This is a genomic window from Shewanella sp. TC10, assembly GCF_009663145.1.
Taxonomy (GTDB): Bacteria; Pseudomonadota; Gammaproteobacteria; order Enterobacterales; family Shewanellaceae; genus Shewanella.
In genome coordinates this window covers 40937-57571 of record NZ_VKHR01000028.1, presented here as the reverse complement: position 1 = coordinate 57571, position 16635 = coordinate 40937, and the positions used below count along the sequence as shown (strand labels likewise).

General features: G+C 41.8%; 13 protein-coding genes. 8 read left to right on the top strand and 5 right to left on the bottom strand.

Features of this window, described 5'->3' with window-relative positions; all coding sequences use genetic code 11:
* Position 1 precedes the first annotated feature (1 nt).
* From ispG to der, 5 genes are all read left to right on the top strand, one after another.
* On the top strand, positions 2–1069 hold the full coding sequence (ispG, locus tag FNZ24_RS11355; protein WP_267463731.1) for a flavodoxin-dependent (E)-4-hydroxy-3-methylbut-2-enyl-diphosphate synthase: 1068 nt from the start codon (positions 2–4) through the stop codon (positions 1067–1069).
* 158 nt (positions 1070–1227) lie between these two features.
* Positions 1228–2502, top strand: a complete 1275-nt coding sequence (hisS, locus tag FNZ24_RS11350; protein WP_153914597.1) for a histidine--tRNA ligase — start codon at positions 1228–1230, stop codon at positions 2500–2502.
* A 49-nt stretch (positions 2503–2551) separates the two neighbouring features.
* Positions 2552–3172 carry a tetratricopeptide repeat protein gene (locus FNZ24_RS11345; protein WP_153914596.1) on the top strand — a complete coding sequence of 207 codons (621 nt, stop codon included), beginning with the start codon at positions 2552–2554 and terminating at the stop codon, positions 3170–3172.
* A gap of 12 nt (positions 3173–3184) precedes the next feature.
* Positions 3185–4372 (top strand): outer membrane protein assembly factor BamB, encoded by a 1188-nt coding sequence (gene bamB / locus FNZ24_RS11340; protein ID WP_153914595.1) that lies wholly within the window; start codon positions 3185–3187, stop codon positions 4370–4372.
* A gap of 79 nt (positions 4373–4451) precedes the next feature.
* Positions 4452–5918: a ribosome biogenesis GTPase Der gene (der, locus tag FNZ24_RS11335; RefSeq protein ID WP_153914594.1), complete on the top strand. Its 1467-nt coding sequence runs from the start codon at positions 4452–4454 to the stop codon at positions 5916–5918.
* Between the two features lie 142 nt (positions 5919–6060).
* Here the strand turns inward: der and FNZ24_RS11330 are convergent, their stop codons facing one another.
* The 4 genes from FNZ24_RS11330 to FNZ24_RS11315 all read right to left on the bottom strand — a co-directional run bounded on the left by FNZ24_RS11330 (position 6061) and on the right by FNZ24_RS11315 (position 10404).
* Entirely contained in the window at positions 6061–7485 is a 1425-nt protein-coding gene (locus FNZ24_RS11330; protein ID WP_153914593.1) for a DUF3300 domain-containing protein, read from the bottom strand.
* 398 nt (positions 7486–7883) lie between these two features.
* The gene (locus tag FNZ24_RS11325; RefSeq protein ID WP_228768459.1) at positions 7884–9209 is read right to left on the bottom strand and encodes an ATP-binding protein; all 1326 of its coding nucleotides are present in this window, start codon (positions 9207–9209) and stop codon (positions 7884–7886) included.
* A gap of 131 nt (positions 9210–9340) precedes the next feature.
* The gene (locus tag FNZ24_RS11320; protein ID WP_153914591.1) at positions 9341–10021 is read right to left on the bottom strand and encodes a response regulator transcription factor; all 681 of its coding nucleotides are present in this window, start codon (positions 10019–10021) and stop codon (positions 9341–9343) included.
* Positions 10022–10023: 2 nt separating this feature from the next.
* Positions 10024–10404 carry a PepSY domain-containing protein gene (locus FNZ24_RS11315; protein WP_228768457.1) on the bottom strand — a complete coding sequence of 127 codons (381 nt, stop codon included), beginning with the start codon at positions 10402–10404 and terminating at the stop codon, positions 10024–10026.
* Between the two features lie 349 nt (positions 10405–10753).
* On the opposite strand from FNZ24_RS11315, the gene FNZ24_RS21485 reads away from it, so the two are divergent.
* Positions 10754–11803 carry a choice-of-anchor H family protein gene (locus tag FNZ24_RS21485; protein ID WP_228768456.1) on the top strand — a complete coding sequence of 350 codons (1050 nt, stop codon included), beginning with the start codon at positions 10754–10756 and terminating at the stop codon, positions 11801–11803.
* A 132-nt stretch (positions 11804–11935) separates the two neighbouring features.
* Here the strand turns inward: FNZ24_RS21485 and xseA are convergent, their stop codons facing one another.
* A complete protein-coding gene (gene xseA, locus FNZ24_RS11305; protein WP_153914590.1) occupies positions 11936–13264 on the bottom strand; it encodes an exodeoxyribonuclease VII large subunit in 1329 nt (442 codons plus the stop codon).
* A 121-nt stretch (positions 13265–13385) separates the two neighbouring features.
* On the opposite strand from xseA, the gene guaB reads away from it, so the two are divergent.
* Both guaB and guaA read left to right on the top strand, forming a co-directional pair.
* A complete protein-coding gene (guaB, locus tag FNZ24_RS11300; RefSeq protein WP_153914589.1) occupies positions 13386–14858 on the top strand; it encodes an IMP dehydrogenase in 1473 nt (490 codons plus the stop codon).
* Between the two features lie 178 nt (positions 14859–15036).
* The gene (gene guaA, locus FNZ24_RS11295) at positions 15037–16614 is read left to right on the top strand and encodes a glutamine-hydrolyzing GMP synthase (RefSeq protein WP_153914588.1); all 1578 of its coding nucleotides are present in this window, start codon (positions 15037–15039) and stop codon (positions 16612–16614) included.
* Positions 16615–16635 lie beyond the last annotated feature (21 nt).

The following is a 16635-nucleotide window of genomic DNA, read 5'->3' as shown; positions in this document are numbered from 1 at the left end:
ATTGATTGAACTGCTATCGGGGCACCGTGCMCCGATAGCAGTTCAATCAATGACAAACACCAAAACGACAGACGTAGAAGCGACTGTAGCTCAAATTCGTGCACTTGAAAAAGTCGGTGCAGATATTGTGCGTGTTTCAGTTCCTACTATGGATGCTGCAGAAGCATTTAAGGTGATCAAACAAAGTGTCAAAGTCCCATTGGTTGCAGACATTCATTTTGACTATCGTATTGCGTTAAAAGTGGCTGAATATGGCGTTGACTGTTTACGTATCAACCCTGGCAATATTGGTAATGAAGAACGTATACGTAACGTTGTTGAATGTGCGCGAGATAAAAATATTCCGATTCGTATTGGCGTCAATGGTGGCTCATTAGAGAAAGACCTGATGGATAAATACCATGAGCCAACACCTGAAGCATTACTTGAATCCGCTATGCGTCATGTGGATATTTTAGACCGTCTTAACTTTGACCAGTTTAAAGTCAGTGTAAAAGCCTCAGACGTGTTTTTAGCCGTTGAATCATACCGTTTATTGGCAAAGCAAATTAAACAGCCACTGCATTTAGGGATTACTGAAGCAGGCGGAGCGCGTGCAGGTTCGGTGAAATCAGCGGTTGGTTTAGGTATGTTACTGGCTGAAGGTATTGGTGACACACTACGTATTTCACTTGCTGCCGATCCAGTAGAAGAAATCAAAGTGGGCTTTGATATCTTAAAGTCACTGCGTATTCGAAGTCGCGGCATTAACTTCATTGCTTGTCCGTCATGTTCTCGTCAAGAGTTTGATGTGATCAATACAGTGAATGCGCTTGAAATGCGTCTTGAAGATATTACCACTGCAATGGATGTTTCTATCATTGGCTGTGTGGTTAATGGCCCAGGTGAAGCATTAGTTTCAGATATTGGTTTAACGGGTAGCCATGGCAAAAGTGGTTATTACGATGACGGTAAACGTCAAAAAGAGCGTTTTGATAACAATGATTTAGTGGATTCTTTAGAAGCTAAAATTCGTGCAAAAGCTGCGATAATGCAAAACAGAATCGATATTAAAGACGCAACAGAATAAGTTTGTTTTAGATATTAAATACACCTTACCAGCGATGGTAGGTGTATTTTTGTGTAAGGCATGTAGATTAATTTAAGCCCTCGGTCATCGATTTTAAATCGAACAAAACGATTTAACTTTGAGCAAGGCTAAGGCGAGTTAACACAAGTAGGCAAAACGTGGCTAAACAGATCCAAGCAATTCGCGGAATGAATGACATTCTGCCAACGCAAAGCCCAGTATGGCAGAAAGTAGAAGCGGTTATTCGCTCAACTGTTAGTGCATACGGCTATAGCGAAATTCGTACTCCGATTGTTGAATCAACCGATCTTTTCAAACGCTCAATTGGTGAAGTAACCGATATCGTTGAAAAAGAAATGTATACCTTTGCTGACCGTAATGAAGACAGCTTAACTTTACGTCCAGAAGGTACAGCGTCAACAGTTCGCGCAGGTAACGAGCACGGCTTACTGTATAACCAAGAGCAACGTTTATGGTACATGGGACCTATGTTCCGTCATGAGCGTCCTCAAAAAGGTCGTTACCGTCAATTCCACCAGTTTGGTGTTGAAGTATATGGTATTCCAAGTGCTGATATTGATGCAGAAGTATTAATGCTGTCAGCGCGTCTGTGGGAATCGTTTGGTATTACTGAACATGTTAAGTTAGAGCTAAACACCCTGGGCGATCCAGCTGAGCGCGCTGCTTACCGTGATGCATTAATTGCGTTTCTTGAGCAACATAAAGAGCAACTTGACGAAGATTCACAGCGCCGTATGTACTCAAACCCACTGCGCGTCTTAGATTCTAAATCTCCTCAAGTACAAGCATTATTAGCCGATGCGCCAGCACTAATGGAGTACTTAGGTGAAGAGTCAAAAACACATTTTTCAACCTTATGTGAACTCTTAGACGCTGTCGGCATCCAATACACAATTAATCCTCGTCTTGTACGTGGTTTAGATTACTATAACCGCACTGTTTTCGAGTGGGTTACTGACAGCTTAGGTTCTCAAGGTACTGTATTAGCTGGTGGTCGATACGATGGCTTAGTGGGTCAATTAGGTGGAAAAGATACGCCTGCAGTTGGTTTCGCAATGGGTCTTGAGCGTATCGTTTTACTGCTTGAAACTCTTGAGCTAAACAAAGATGTTGCCCCAGTTGTTGATGTTTATGTCACAGCAATGGGTGAAAACTGTTTAGTTGAAGCAATTAAAATTGCTCAAGAGTTGCGTCAAAGCCTGCCACAGCTTAAAGTCATGAGTCATTGTGGTGGTGGTAACTTTAAAAAGCAGATGAAGCGTGCTGATAAAAGCGGTGCTGAATATGCGTTAATCATTGGTGAGAACGAAATTGCAAACCAACAGGTTGCTGTTAAACCATTGAGAAACAAGAACGAACAACTTTTGGTGGCCCGAGACGATTTGGCGACCACGATTAAATCATTATTTTAATATTAGCGTTTAGCTAATAAACAGAACTGAATAGAAAGGGGAAGTGCGCGTGGATATTTATAGCACAGAAGAACAACAAGTAGATGCTATTAAGCAGTTCTGGAAAGATTACGGCAGCTCAATCATAGTGGGCGCCGTCGTAGGTCTAGGTGGATTATACGGTTGGAATTACTATTCTGACGTGAAAATCGAAAATGCTGAAGCAGCGTCTGAAGCATTCCAAAGCATTGCAGCTAATAGTGCTGATAGCGCTGCTGTTATGGCGGCAGTGAGCGATTTTGGTCAGCAACATGATCAGAAAGGTTACCAAGCTTTGCTTGAGTTAATGTCTGCTAAAGCGGCTGTAGAAGCGGGTGATTTAGATAAGGCCGAAGCTGCCTTCACTAAAATCATTGCAGCAAACCCTGGTGCATCTTTAGCATCATTAGCGACAATTCGTTTATCTCGTGTACAAGCTGAGCAAGGCAACTTAGGCACTGCATTAGCAACATTAGAGCAAGTTAGCGATGAAGCATTTAATGCTCAACGTGATGAGTTAAAAGGCGACTTTTTAGTGCGTCAAGGCGACATGGATAAAGCTAGAGCGGCTTACCAAGCTGCTGTTGATAATGGCGGCTCGTTATCAAGTCCTGCATTACAAATGAAGCTAGACAACTTAAACAAGGCATAAGGAATTAGCCGAATGAAGTCTTTATGCAAAACCTTGCTAGCAGCGGGCTTAAGTGTCGCGATGCTATCTGCTTGTTCTTCAAGTGATGTTGAAGAAGAAGTTGTAACAGAACTTACTGAAATCCAAGCGACTGTATTTCCAGAAGTTAACTGGTCTGTCAACGTGGGTAACGGTGTGGGTGATTACTACTCACAACTAACACCAGCTGTATTTTATGGTCATGTCTATGCTGCTGACCGTAACGGTACTGTCATTGCGTATGAGCAAGAAACGGGTAAGGTCGCTTGGCGTAAAGATTTAGCGGCAGAATTTAAAGATACTGCGCTGGCTAAAACCAAAGAAGCGCGAATTGCTGCAGGTGTCACTGTTGGCCGTAATAAGGTCTTTATTGGCGGTGAATCAGGCTTGCTAGTTGCTTTAGATGCTAAAACAGGTGAAACCATGTGGCATGCCATTGCCAGTGGTGAGCTTTTGTCGCCACCTACAGTGTCTGAGGATTCTGTAGCTGTGCATACCAGTGATGGTAACTTTGAGTCATTTTCAATTGAAGATGGCACCAAGTTATGGACCCACGAAATGCAACTGCCTAACTTGACCCTTCGTGGTACAGGTTCAGCTGCATACGATTCTGGTGGTTTCTTCCTAGGTACTGCAGATGGTAAAATATCAGTTATTGTCAAAAATAATGGTCAAGTTGCTTGGGAACAAGCAGTGTTTACACCAACAGGTGGTAACGAGTTCACTCGTATGGCCGATGTAGACATGAAACCGTTAATTTTGGGCGATAATTTATACGCGGTAAGTTACAATGGTAACTTGGTGTCAATGGAGCTTAGAACCGGTCGAGTTGTTTGGACTCGTAAGTATTCAAGCTTTAATGAATTAGCCGCTGCAGGTGTTGGACTTTATGTTGTTGATGATCATAGTCGTATTTACTCAGTAGATAGACGAAATGGTTTGGAACTCTGGAGTAATACTACGTTAACTAACCGTAGCTTAACGTCTCCTGCAGTTATTGGTTCTTATATTGTTGTAGGTGACTTTGAAGGTTATCTACACTTTATTGACCGCAACACTGGCGAAGTCGCTGGTCGAGTTGAGGTTGATAGTGATGGTTTATTCTCACAGCCGGTTGTGGCTGGAGATAAAATTTATGTGCAAGGTCGCAGCGGGAAGCTAGCTACTGTAATTCTGCCATAAATTAACCAGTAAACCTTATTAGAGCCCCTGGAAGTGTGTTCCGGGGGCTTTTTATTTAAAAGTTTTTAGAGGCAAAATCATGATCCCTGTAGTGGCCCTGGTGGGGCGACCTAATGTTGGTAAGTCAACTTTATTTAACCGTCTTACTCGCACAAGAGATGCGCTTGTCGCCGATTTTCCTGGTTTAACCCGTGACCGTAAATATGGTCGTGCGTTTTTATCTGGTTACGAATTTATTGTGGTTGATACTGGCGGTATCGACGGCACTGAAGAAGGGATCGAAACCAAAATGGCTGAACAGTCGCTTGCTGCGATTGAAGAAGCTGATGTCGTATTATTCTTAACTGATGCTCGTGCTGGCTTAACGTCTGCTGATTTAGCAATTTCAGAGCATTTACGTAGCCGTGATAAGACGACCTTTGTTGTTGCAAACAAAGTTGATGGTATTGACGCTGATTCGGCTTGTGCTGAATTTTGGTCATTGGGTCTAGGTGAAGTATATCAAATGGCAGCTGCGCAAGGCCGCGGTGTGACCAACATGATTGAATACTCACTAGCACCTTATGCTGAAGCAATGGGTATTACTCGCCAAGATTCAGATGATGAAGGTGAAGAAGTTCGAGAATACACCGAAGAAGAAGCGGAAGCAGAGCAAGAGCGCCTGCAAAACTTGCCAATTAAATTGGCTATCATCGGTAAACCAAACGTAGGTAAATCAACACTGACTAACCGTATTTTAGGTGAAGAACGTGTAGTGGTTTACGATGCACCTGGGACAACTCGTGACAGTATTTACATTCCTATGACACGTGAAGACCGTGAGTATGTATTGATTGATACTGCGGGTGTTCGTCGTCGTAGCAAAGTACATGAAACCATCGAGAAGTTCTCGGTTATTAAAACCTTGAAAGCGGTAGAAGATGCTAACGTGGTTTTACTGGTTATTGATGCACAAGATGGTATTTCTGAGCAAGACTTAGGTTTATTAGGTTTTGCTTTGAATGCAGGTCGTGCAATCGTGATTGCAGTGAACAAATGGGATGGTTTAGACCAGTCATTTAAAGAAAGCGTTAAGAGTGAATTAGATCGCCGCTTAGGCTTTATCGACTTTGCCCGTATTCACTTTATTTCAGCATTACACGGCACTGGTGTTGGTCATTTATACGAATCAATTGAAGAAGCTTACGACAGTGCGACTCGCCGTGTTAGTACTTCTATGTTGACGCGTATCATGCAAATGTCACAAGACGATCATCAGCCTCCATTGGTACATGGTCGCCGCGTTAAGCTTAAGTATGCTCATGCTGGTGGTTATAACCCGCCAATCGTTGTTGTACATGGTAATCAGGTGAGTAAATTACCTGACTCATACAAGCGTTACATGATGAACTACTTCCGTCGTTCATTAAAAGTGATTGGTACGCCAATTCAAATCCGTTTCCAAGAAGGGGCAAACCCATTCCAAGGTAAAACGGAGAAGTTGACGATTAGCCAAGAGCGTCGTCGTAAGCGCGCGATGAGCCATATTAATAGTCGTAAAAAGTAAGCGACTTTTAACATTGATAAAAAAGCCTGAATTGAATAATTCAGGCTTTTTTGTTTTTTAGCTTACGGCTTTTGGAATAGTTACCTTTAGATTAACTACCTTTCGAATAATTATCTTTAGAATAACGAATAGTTACTTCGCTTTATCTGGCCTTTTGCTTAGGTGCCGATGAGCGACTACTCGATGCTCTGTGGCTTGATGACCTATTATTATTGCTTCTTTGGTTAGAAGCATAGTTTTTAGATGCGCTTCTATTTGAAGCATAATTTTTAGAACTAGACTGTTTATTAACAGATTTTTTATTAACAGATTTTTTATTAACAGATTGTTTATAGCTAGAGCTTTTAGACCCAGAGTGTGAAGACCTTGCTTTAGATGAGCTATAGCTTGGTGTTTTGCTATATTGTCGGCTCTTAGTGCTATGGTTAATCGTTTTGTTACTCGCATTATTTTTACTAGCATACTGACGATTTACCGACTTATTCTGCACACTCTTATTAGGACTATTTGTATGACGCTTATTATCCTTTAACGACTTATTGACTCGTTGCTGCTGAGTTTGCTTCGTATAATGGCCGTTATGTTTATTTCCTGATTTATTATCAACTCTATGGACGGGCTTGCTGATCGCTTTATTAACCCTATTGTGAGTCACTTTAGTTTTGCTGTGTGCCTTGTTATAACGGGCTTTGTCATAACGATGGCTGACTTTTGGTGCTTTGTAAGCAACACCACGGCGATGGGCAGGTTTGTGTGTCCAACGCTTTGAGCCACTGCTGTAAGCTATTTTGTGTGGTTTACGGTAATAACGGGTATTGCGATGATTGACTACCACGACACGGTGATGTGACCAATGTACAGCGCCAAAAAAGTAGTTGAAGTTAATGTATACGCTAGGCCCCCAATAGATAGGGCGGTGCGGGCGATAATAAGCATAAGCTGGGTAGTGCCAGTAAACGGGTGGATATGCATGCCAGTGCCAGTGACCATAAACCACTCTAGTATCGTACACAGGAACGTAAATCACTTCAGGCTTTGCTGGTTCAATAATGATCTGTTTCTCAACCCGAGTCACAGTCATGTTATCCATGTCGTTAAAACTATCAGCCTCATCTGCTTGCTGTCTTAAGGTTTGGATGCCAGCAAGAACGTAGGCCTCATCTTGTAAAAAAGCTTCGCCTAAGGTCTGAGTCCAATCTAAATCTTCATTTAATTTCTCCAGTACCGTTGGGAAGGCGATGAGCGCCGTGACGCTAGGATCCCAAGACTGCAGCTCAGCTTGCTGCATTTTTTGCTCGCTGTCTAAACTGGCGTTTTGTTGCTCCCAGCGACGCGCTTGCACAACTTCAAGAGGATAAGTCGCTGCAATTAAAATATGGGTAAGCAAACTATCAGGATATAGCGCAATAGGCGCTAGCATTTGTGCCAGCTCCGCCTCTGATTGCTGAGTTTGTTCATATTCTGACGGATTATTGCTATCAACAGCCAACACCGCTGTCGGCGACAATAAACATAAGCTGATTAATCCAGCTTTAATTAATTTATTGGGGATAGATAATAAAGTCATGTTATCTCCAGGTACCAAGTTGCGGTACTTTACGAATGTTAGAGATAGCATAACCAAGTGAAAATGAACGTAGGATGAAAGCAATAAGCTTGTTGAATATACCCATGATACTTCAGGATGCAAAGTCAGCAAGGCAAATAGTGCCAAGATGCTAGGCATAAAATTGAAGTATAGTTATTCTACATTGATATTTTATAACAACGCAGATTGGTGCTATTTGGCTTGCCCTTTGGGGCGCAAGCTCGAAAACCACTGCTACGTTGTAACCTTTGAAAAGTGAATAACAATTACCTCAGGTTACGCCTTGCATTGTTATCCGAGCTTGTGCCTGACAAAGCATCTTGAGGTAACATGGGTATAAACTATCGATAATTACATCAATTTATTTAGAAGACGTTTTAGCTGTTAAATATCAAGCTGAACTTAGCGCCGCCATAATCTTCTGACTGAGACACGACTAACTCGCCTTGGTAGGTTTTTACTAAATCCTGAACAATAGCCAAGCCAATACCATGTCCTTGATGATAAGTATCAGCGCGAATGCCTCGTTCAAATATATTCTGGCGTTGTTGCTCTGTGAGGCCATGGCCATCATCTTCAATGGTAAAGCTAAGTACTGAGTCAGTTTGCACAACAGATAAACAGACTTGGGACTTAGCGGCTTTACAGGCGTTATCCAGCAAATTACCTAACATCTCATGTAAGTCAGCTTCTTCGCCTTTAAACATTAACTTAGGAGCAGCTTGGTAATCGATATCAACGTGGGAGTCTTGATAAATTTTGGCTAAGGTTCGAATCAGTTTACTGGCAACATCATCAATACTGCTCCCTAAATGCCATGCTTGGTTAGCACTGGATTTAGCTTTGTTCAGTTGATAGCTAATGATGTTGTTAATATTAGTCGCTTGCTCTTTAGACTCTTCACTTAAATCGGTTTGGCTTTGCAGAACAGCTAACGGGGTTTTTAAGCTATGTGCCAAATCAGCTAAGGCATTACGATAACGTAGCCTTTGTTGTTGCTCAGTATTTAGTAATACGTTTAGCTGTTTTGCTACAGCATTTAACTCGTTAGGATAATCTTGATTAAGGCGTGTTTGCTGCCCTTTATCCACCAGTGCGAGCTCTTTAGTAAATTGGTTTAAAGGCTTTAATGTCCAAAATAGCCACACTCCTTGAACGAGCGCTAACATAATCATTAAGACGATGAGCCATGTCCATAGAGTAGTATTAAATTCACTAATTTGTTTTTGATAATCTGCATCATCTTTAACAATATGAACTGTGATGGCTAATGGTTTTTCATTGGTTTCAAAACTGACACTAAAGCTATATACCACATGGTTGTTGTCGCCATTCCCGGCTAAATCGTCAAATCGAACCTGAGTTAACGAACCTTGCCCCATTACAGGGGTTGGCAGGGCTATATCTGTAGAGCTTGTTGTAGGTAGGTCTAAGCCAAAGAATGATTCCGAGTGCCAAACCAGTTCATTATTAGAAGTGATAAGCGCATATAAGCCAGAGCCGATGACATTGAACTGATTTTCTAACAAGTAATTTGGCATAACGACTTTATCGTCTTTGACTTCAGTAACGGCTAGCACTGAATAAACGTAAGCACGTAATTGATTGTTTATCGATTGGGTTATTTGATGCTGAAAGGCGCTATTTACGGTGACACCGATTAGAGGCAATAAGACCAATATTAGTAATAGACCACTGAGCATTAAACGAAAAGTTAGTGAGTTTACGCCACCAAATGCCTTTGTCAGTATTTGCTTGTTTAACCATTGGCTTTTGAGTTTACTCAGTCCTTTGGTTAAATGATTAATGGCGTTAACTTTACTCCCCATGGCTGCTAGCTCGAACCCAATTGGCGTAAACGATACCCTTGACCGCGCAGGGTCTCAATTAACTTATAGTCACCTTCAGGATCGAGTTTTTTTCGTAAGCGTCTAATAAACACTTCAATGACATTAGAATCTAAGTCAAAATCTTGATCATAAATATGTTCAATCAAAGTTGGTTTTGAAATAACTTCTCCTTGGTGGAGCATGAAGTATTCAAATAATTTAAATTCAGAGCTACTGAGTATAATTGGATTTTGTAAGTGCATTAACTCAAGTGTGCGAGTATTCAGACTAAAAGGGCCGTTTGTTACCGTTGGGCTTGCTTGACCAACAGAGCGGCGGATCAATGCATTTAAACGCGCGACAAGTTCTTCTGGTTGAAAGGGTTTAGTCAGGTAATCATCGGCGCCAGAATCTAACCCCAGTACTTTATCTTGCCAGCCATCTCTGGCCGTTAATATCAAAATGGGATAATCAATTTGCTTGTTACGTAACTGAGTAATCAAGCTAAGGCCATCAATTTTAGGCAAACCAACATCGATAATAGCGGCGTCATATTGATACTCAGTGGCCTGGAATAAACCATCCTCACCATCTGATGAAAGATCGACACTGTAATTAGCAGCCTGTAAGTGCTCGCTTAAATTACGTTGTAAGCCTAAATCATCTTCAACTAGCAATATTCTCATGATTATTTCCTTGAAACTGAGCCAGTTCGCGCATTAACGGTGGCATAAAACACCATTCCTTGATTGGAGAGCATTTTGACTCGATAGCCAGGGGAACCACCTACTTTTGTAGATTGGACCGATAGTACTTTTGCAGAATATTGTCTTTTGGCGAGTTGAGCAGCTTGTGAAGAACTTTTGACAGCTAAAGATTGCGACTTACCAGAACCGCCTTTTGATTTGTTATTGATCCCAGGCTGGTTAGCATTGGCAAAAGAAGACATTGAAATAGCGCTGCTTTGGCTAATCATTATTAATGGCGCAGCTTGTATCGACCCGGTTGTCATTGAAAACAACATGAGTGATAACAAGGTATTGCCTAATTTTTTGATTAATTTGCTCATTTGCGGCGTCCACATCAATAAATATCTTTAAAATCAGTTCTTAGTGTAAAAGATCCCTTTCAATATAGAAACATCTGCATGGCTGAATATCAATTGCTCTGGTATTCGCTCAAAGTATGGATGGGTTTATATGAATAGAAGATGAATAGCTTTTAGTGGCACAGCAGCTGGTTATTTATCTAAGTCATTTTTAATCCTTTTTTATCTAAGCCAATTCTTGTAAGCCATTTTTCGTGTTCAGCTTGCATTCATTTTGGTTCCTTTTAAATAACAACTCATCAATAACAGGCTTTGAGTGATCAATTGCAATTCACTCTTGCGGTTAAATCTGAATGAGAGGGAACATAAAATGGATATTAAATTGATAACGCAAAACCGTTTCAGTCAGGTGATTAGTGTTTTTAGTAAAGTGAGTTGTGCGTTAATGCTTACTCTTACGCCGATAGCTCATGGAGAGCAATATAATCAAGATATCATTGTTGTCAGTGAAGGGAGGCAAGTTAGTGGCGCTGCCTCTTTAAGTGAACCTGAAGCTAAATCATCATTATCACCCGAGCAAAAGCAAACCATGCTGCAATTGATTACGGATGAAAAAGCCAAGCGTCAATCTGATGCTGAGCAAGGGAGGCCGACAACTAAGCGTGCAACGCGCGAGTACATAATGAGTTTACGCCATGCAGGGCAGTTATCTGTCAATGCATTGCAAAGTATCAACCAAGCATCTCAAGCACTTTTAAAATCTGAAACATCAGTAAATCTAGTTACAAAAAATACAGCAACAACTCCTTCTGTAACAACCAATACAGCAACAGCAAATAACAGCATTGAATCTCAGTCACCTAATAGCCAATCATTAACTAATCACGTATCGCAGCAGTCTATTATTGGTTATCGCGATTTTGATATTTATGAGGCTTATAGCCGCCTGTTTGATGACTTTGATGAAGACGGATTTTACCAAACTTTTAGCGTGACCTTTGATGCTGATGTTTATGGATTTACTCAAGGTGAACCAGCTAATGTTTATGCTGAGCTATATTTAAGCCGCAATGGCGGTCCATGGGAGCACTATTACTCTACTGAAGTATTTACTATTTATGGTGACGCCACGGATGATGATTACGAATTATTAACGACGTTAGCTCAAGGCTATAAAACCGATTATTACGATGTGCTGATTGATTTATATGAACTTGGATATGAGGACATTGTGGCGACATTAAGCGCAGATGAGTCAGATGGTTTATATGCATTGCCACTGGAAAGCAGTGATAGAGATGAAGTCTACGAAGATGAATATGTTGAAGTGATAGAGTCAGAAGTGATTGTCAGTGGCGGTAGTGTTTCTTGGTTTATGCTTTTGTTACCGCTTCTGCTAATGAGGGTTAAAGAGGTTTAGAGGGGGAGAGGTTTAGAGGCTTGAGCAGCTAAACATGACAACAGCTAAGATCAAATAAATCAGCATTAAAAATCCCGCGAGTAAAAAGCGGGATTTTCATTTTTTCTTCAAATCAATTTATTTTCAATCAATTTATTGGACTAGGGACTTAATCTCACCTTGATTCAAGGTAGTTGTCAGCGTATCGCCGGGATTAACTTGATTGGCGTTATTCAAAATCTTTCCTTCACCATCACGGGTAATACTGTAACCACGACTTAACGTTGCCAGTGGACTGACCGTTTCTAACTGATGAGCACTGTAACTGACTTGCTGGTTGGCATTAACTAACCTAGTTTTAATCGCTTCTTTTAAACGACTCGTTAAATAACCCAGCTTGTTTTGCTCTAGTGTTAGCTTATGAGCGGGTGATTGCTGCTGAAGCTGGCCTTTCAAGCGTTGCTGTTTTAACGCGGCGTTGGATAATTTGTATTGCATGGCCGACTCAAGTTTTAGCTGCATTTCATCAAAGCGTTGCTCAAGTTGTTGTAGTTGCCTTTTAGGATCTTCACGTTGCAGCTGGTGGCTTAACTCAGTCAGTTGTGTGCTTTGGTGTAATAAGTAATGACGCATTGCTTGGCGAAGTCTTGAAAAGGTGAGATTGAGCTTTTGAGTTTTATTGCCTTTATCATCCGATAATAACTCCGCTCCAGCAGAAGGCGTTGGTGCACGTACATCAGCCACATAATCACTGATTGTGGTATCAATTTCATGACCTACAGCGCTGACAACGGGCAGGGCGCTGTTATAAATGGCATGAGCAAGGTCTTCATCATTAAAACACCATAAGTCTTCTAATGAGCCACCACCCCGGGTAAGTAGTAGTACGTCGACTTCTAAGCGCTTATTGGCGGTAGCAATCGCTTTGATAATTTGCTTACCCGCGTTAGCACCCTGTACTTGAGTAGGATAAACAACCACTTCAATAGAAGGATCACGAGTCGATAAAACCTTAACTACATCTCTTACTGCAGCGCCAGTGGCTGAGGTAATCACACCAATTCGTTGAATATTTTGTGGCAATGGGCGCTTGGTTTCTGTTGCAAACAGGCCTTCGGCGGCTAATTTGAGTTTAAGTGCTTCATATTGCTGTGCAAGAAGTCCATCACCAGCAGGCAGCATTGACTCTAAAAGGAGTTGGTAGTCGCCACGAGGTTCGTAAACACTGATGGAGCCTTTAACTAATACTTGTTGACCATTAACAGGCTTAAATGGAACGGTTTGATTACGGCCTTTGAACATCGCACAGCGAATTTGCGAACGACTATCTTTTAGGGTCATATACCAATGACCTGAATTTGGGGAAACAAAGTTCGAGATTTCGGCCTCAAGCCACACCTTACCTAGCTCACCTTCAAGCAGCTGGCGGACTTCACCGTTTAATCGGGAAACGGTGTAAACATTATTTTTCGAGCTTTTCATCAAATTCAACCGACCAAGAGTATTTTTTCACTATTTTCCATTTACCAACCTAAATATGCAAGGTATAATCCCGCCGCAATATTTACCCTTTCTAAACCCTACACTTTCTGGGAGATGTTGCATGTTAAGATTAAGAAATGACGCACTAACATTTGATGATGTACTACTAGTGCCTGCTCACTCAACCGTCCTCCCAAATACCGCTGTTCTAAAAACTCGTCTGACTAAAAAAATTGAATTAAATACCCCTATTGTATCTGCAGCTATGGATACCGTCACTGAAGCTCGCTTAGCGATCGCAATGGCACAAGAAGGTGGTCTAGGTTTTATTCATAAAAACATGACGATTGAACAACAAGCTGAAGAAGTTCGTAAAGTTAAGATTTATGAAGCCGGTATCGTACAGCAACCTGTAACAGTGACGCCAAGCACCACGCTTGCTGAGCTTAAACAGTTGACTGAACGCAATGGCTTTGCTGGTTACCCAGTGATTAACGATGCGAATGAGCTTGTGGGTATTATCACTGGCCGTGATGTTCGTTTTATTACTGATTGGAGCCGTACCGTTGAGCAAGTGATGACGCCTAAAGATCGTCTAGTTACTGTGCTTGAAGGAACCAAATTAGATGAAGTTCAAACCTTAATGCATTCACATCGCGTTGAAAAAGTATTAGTGGTTGATAGCAACTTCAAGCTAAAAGGCTTAATCACTGTTAAAGATTTCCAAAAAGCTGAACGTAAACCGAACGCATGTAAAGACGAATTAGGTCGCTTACGTGTTGGTGCTGCTGTTGGCGCTGGTGCAGGCAACGAAGAACGCGTTGAAGCATTAGTTAAAGCAGGTGTTGACGTATTGCTGATTGATTCTTCACACGGTCACTCTGAAGGCGTATTGCAACGTATTCGCGACACTCGCGCAGCATTCCCTGACTTACAAATTGTTGGCGGTAACGTGGCAACAGCTGAAGGCGCATTAGCCTTAGTTGAAGCGGGTGTTGATGCGGTTAAAGTTGGTATCGGCCCTGGTTCAATTTGTACTACTCGTATCGTTACTGGTGTGGGTGTACCGCAAATTACTGCAGTATCTGATGCAGCTGAAGCCATTAAACATCTTGATATTCCAGTGATTGCAGATGGCGGTATTCGCTTCTCTGGTGATTTAGCTAAAGCATTAGCTGCTGGCGCATCATGTATCATGGCAGGTTCTATGTTTGCTGGTACTGAAGAAGCGCCAGGTGAAACTGAACTTTATAACGGCCGTGCTTATAAGTCATACCGTGGTATGGGGTCTTTAGGTGCAATGACACAAACTCAAGGTTCTTCTGACCGTTACTTCCAAAGCGATAACGCTGCAGACAAATTAGTGCCAGAAGGCATTGAAGGTCGCGTTGCTTATAAAGGTAAGTTAAAAGAAATCATTCACCAGCACATGGGCGGGTTACGTTCATGTATGGGTCTTACTGGTTGTGCAACCATTAAAGAATTAAATGAAAAAGCTGAGTTCGTAAAAATTACCTCAGCGGGTATGGGCGAATCTCATGTCCATGATGTGACGATCAGTAAAGAAGCGCCGAATTATCGTAGCGGTTCTTAATGATTCAAGGCGGCATATAGTTATGCCGCCTTTTTTCAATCTTTGCTTTAGCCCGTGTCTATTGTTATAGCCATAGTCTATTGCTTTATTCAGTATAGATAGCTGAAACCTTGCAAAGATTGACGTACACCTACAATGAATACTGTTTTTAAAAGTAAACCCAGATATAAGGTATCCCATGAGCAACATTCATGAGCATAAAATCCTGATCCTAGATTTTGGATCGCAATACACGCAGTTAATCGCCCGCCGTATTCGTGAAATCGGTGTTTATTGTGAGCTTTGGGCTTGGGATGTATCTGAAGAGCAAATTAAAGAATTTGCTCCAAATGGCATCATCCTAGCCGGTGGCCCAGAAAGTGTGACGGCTGAAAACTCGCCGCGTGCTTCTGAATATGTCTTTAATGCTGGCGTGCCTGTATTAGGCATTTGTTATGGCATGCAAACCATGTCAGAACAACTTGGTGGCAAAGTTATCCAAGGTGTGGGTGAAGGTGAGTTTGGTTACGCCCAAGTTGAAGTGCAAACTGAATCAGCTTTATTCAAAAGTATTGAAGATGCGATTAGCTCAGAAGGTAAGCCATTACTTGACGTATGGATGAGCCACGGCGACAAAGTGTCAGAAATCCCTGAAGGTTTCGTAACTGTAGCTAAAACTGAAACGTGTCCTTATGCAGCCATGGCTAATGAAGACAAGCATTTTTACGGTGTTCAGTTCCATCCAGAGGTGACACACACTCGTCAAGGTAAGCGTATGCTTGAGCATTTCGCCCTCGACATTTGTGGTTGTGATGCAAACTGGAAGCCTTCTTCAATTATTGAAGATGCCATTGAGCGTTTAAAGAAACAAATCGGTGATGATGAAGTTATCTTAGGCTTATCAGGTGGTGTTGATTCATCTGTAGTGGCGATGCTACTTCACCGCGCGATTGGTGACAAACTAACGTGTGTATTCGTTGATAACGGTTTATTGCGTTTAAACGAAGCTGAGCAAGTGATGGATATGTTTGGCGATCACTTTGGACTGAATATTGTCCACGTTGATGCTGAAAACCGTTTCTTAGATGCGATGGCTGGCGAAGCCGACCCTGAAGCTAAGCGTAAAATCATTGGTCATGTATTTGTTGAGATCTTCGATGAAGAGTCAAAGAAATGCGTTAATGCGAAATGGTTAGCCCAAGGTACGATTTACCCTGATGTGATTGAATCTGCAGGTAGTGCAACGGGTAAAGCGCATGTGATTAAATCTCACCATAACGTTGGCGGATTGCCAGATGATATGGAGCTGGGTTTAGTTGAGCCATTACGTGAATTGTTTAAAGATGAAGTCCGTAAAATTGGTTTAGAGCTAGGTCTGCCATACGACATGCTTTACCGTCATCCATTCCCAGGCCCTGGTTTAGGTGTTCGCGTATTAGGCGAAGTGAAAAAAGAATACTGTGACTTACTGCGTTTAGCTGATGCTATCTTCATTGAAGAGCTGCATAAAGCAGACCTTTACCATAAAGTCAGCCAAGCATTTACCGTATTCCTACCAGTACGCTCTGTAGGCGTAATGGGTGATGGACGTAAATATGACTGGGTTGTGTCACTGCGCGCTGTTGAAACCATTGATTTCATGACTGCACATTGGGCACACTTACCTTATGACTTCTTAGGTCGTGTATCTAACCGCATTATTAACGAAATAGATGGTATTTCACGTGTGGTATACGATATTTCAGGTAAGCCACCTGCAACAATCGAATGGGAATAAGTTTCTATTAACTTTCCAATC

Coding starts and splice junctions, on each gene's coding strand:
- der (WP_153914594.1), top strand. CDS start 4,452: ATGATCCCTGTAGTGGCCCTGGTGGGGCGACCTAATGTTGGTAAGTCA.
- bamB (WP_153914595.1), top strand. CDS start 3,185: ATGAAGTCTTTATGCAAAACCTTGCTAGCAGCGGGCTTAAGTGTCGCG.
- FNZ24_RS11330 (WP_153914593.1), bottom strand. CDS start 7,485: ATGACTTTATTATCTATCCCCAATAAATTAATTAAAGCTGGATTAATC.
- FNZ24_RS11325 (WP_228768459.1), bottom strand. CDS start 9,209: ATGCTCAGTGGTCTATTACTAATATTGGTCTTATTGCCTCTAATCGGT.
- FNZ24_RS21485 (WP_228768456.1), top strand. CDS start 10,754: ATGGATATTAAATTGATAACGCAAAACCGTTTCAGTCAGGTGATTAGT.
- FNZ24_RS11315 (WP_228768457.1), bottom strand. CDS start 10,404: ATGAGCAAATTAATCAAAAAATTAGGCAATACCTTGTTATCACTCATG.
- FNZ24_RS11320 (WP_153914591.1), bottom strand. CDS start 10,021: ATGAGAATATTGCTAGTTGAAGATGATTTAGGCTTACAACGTAATTTA.
- guaA (WP_153914588.1), top strand. CDS start 15,037: ATGAGCAACATTCATGAGCATAAAATCCTGATCCTAGATTTTGGATCG.
- guaB (WP_153914589.1), top strand. CDS start 13,386: ATGTTAAGATTAAGAAATGACGCACTAACATTTGATGATGTACTACTA.
- xseA (WP_153914590.1), bottom strand. CDS start 13,264: ATGAAAAGCTCGAAAAATAATGTTTACACCGTTTCCCGATTAAACGGT.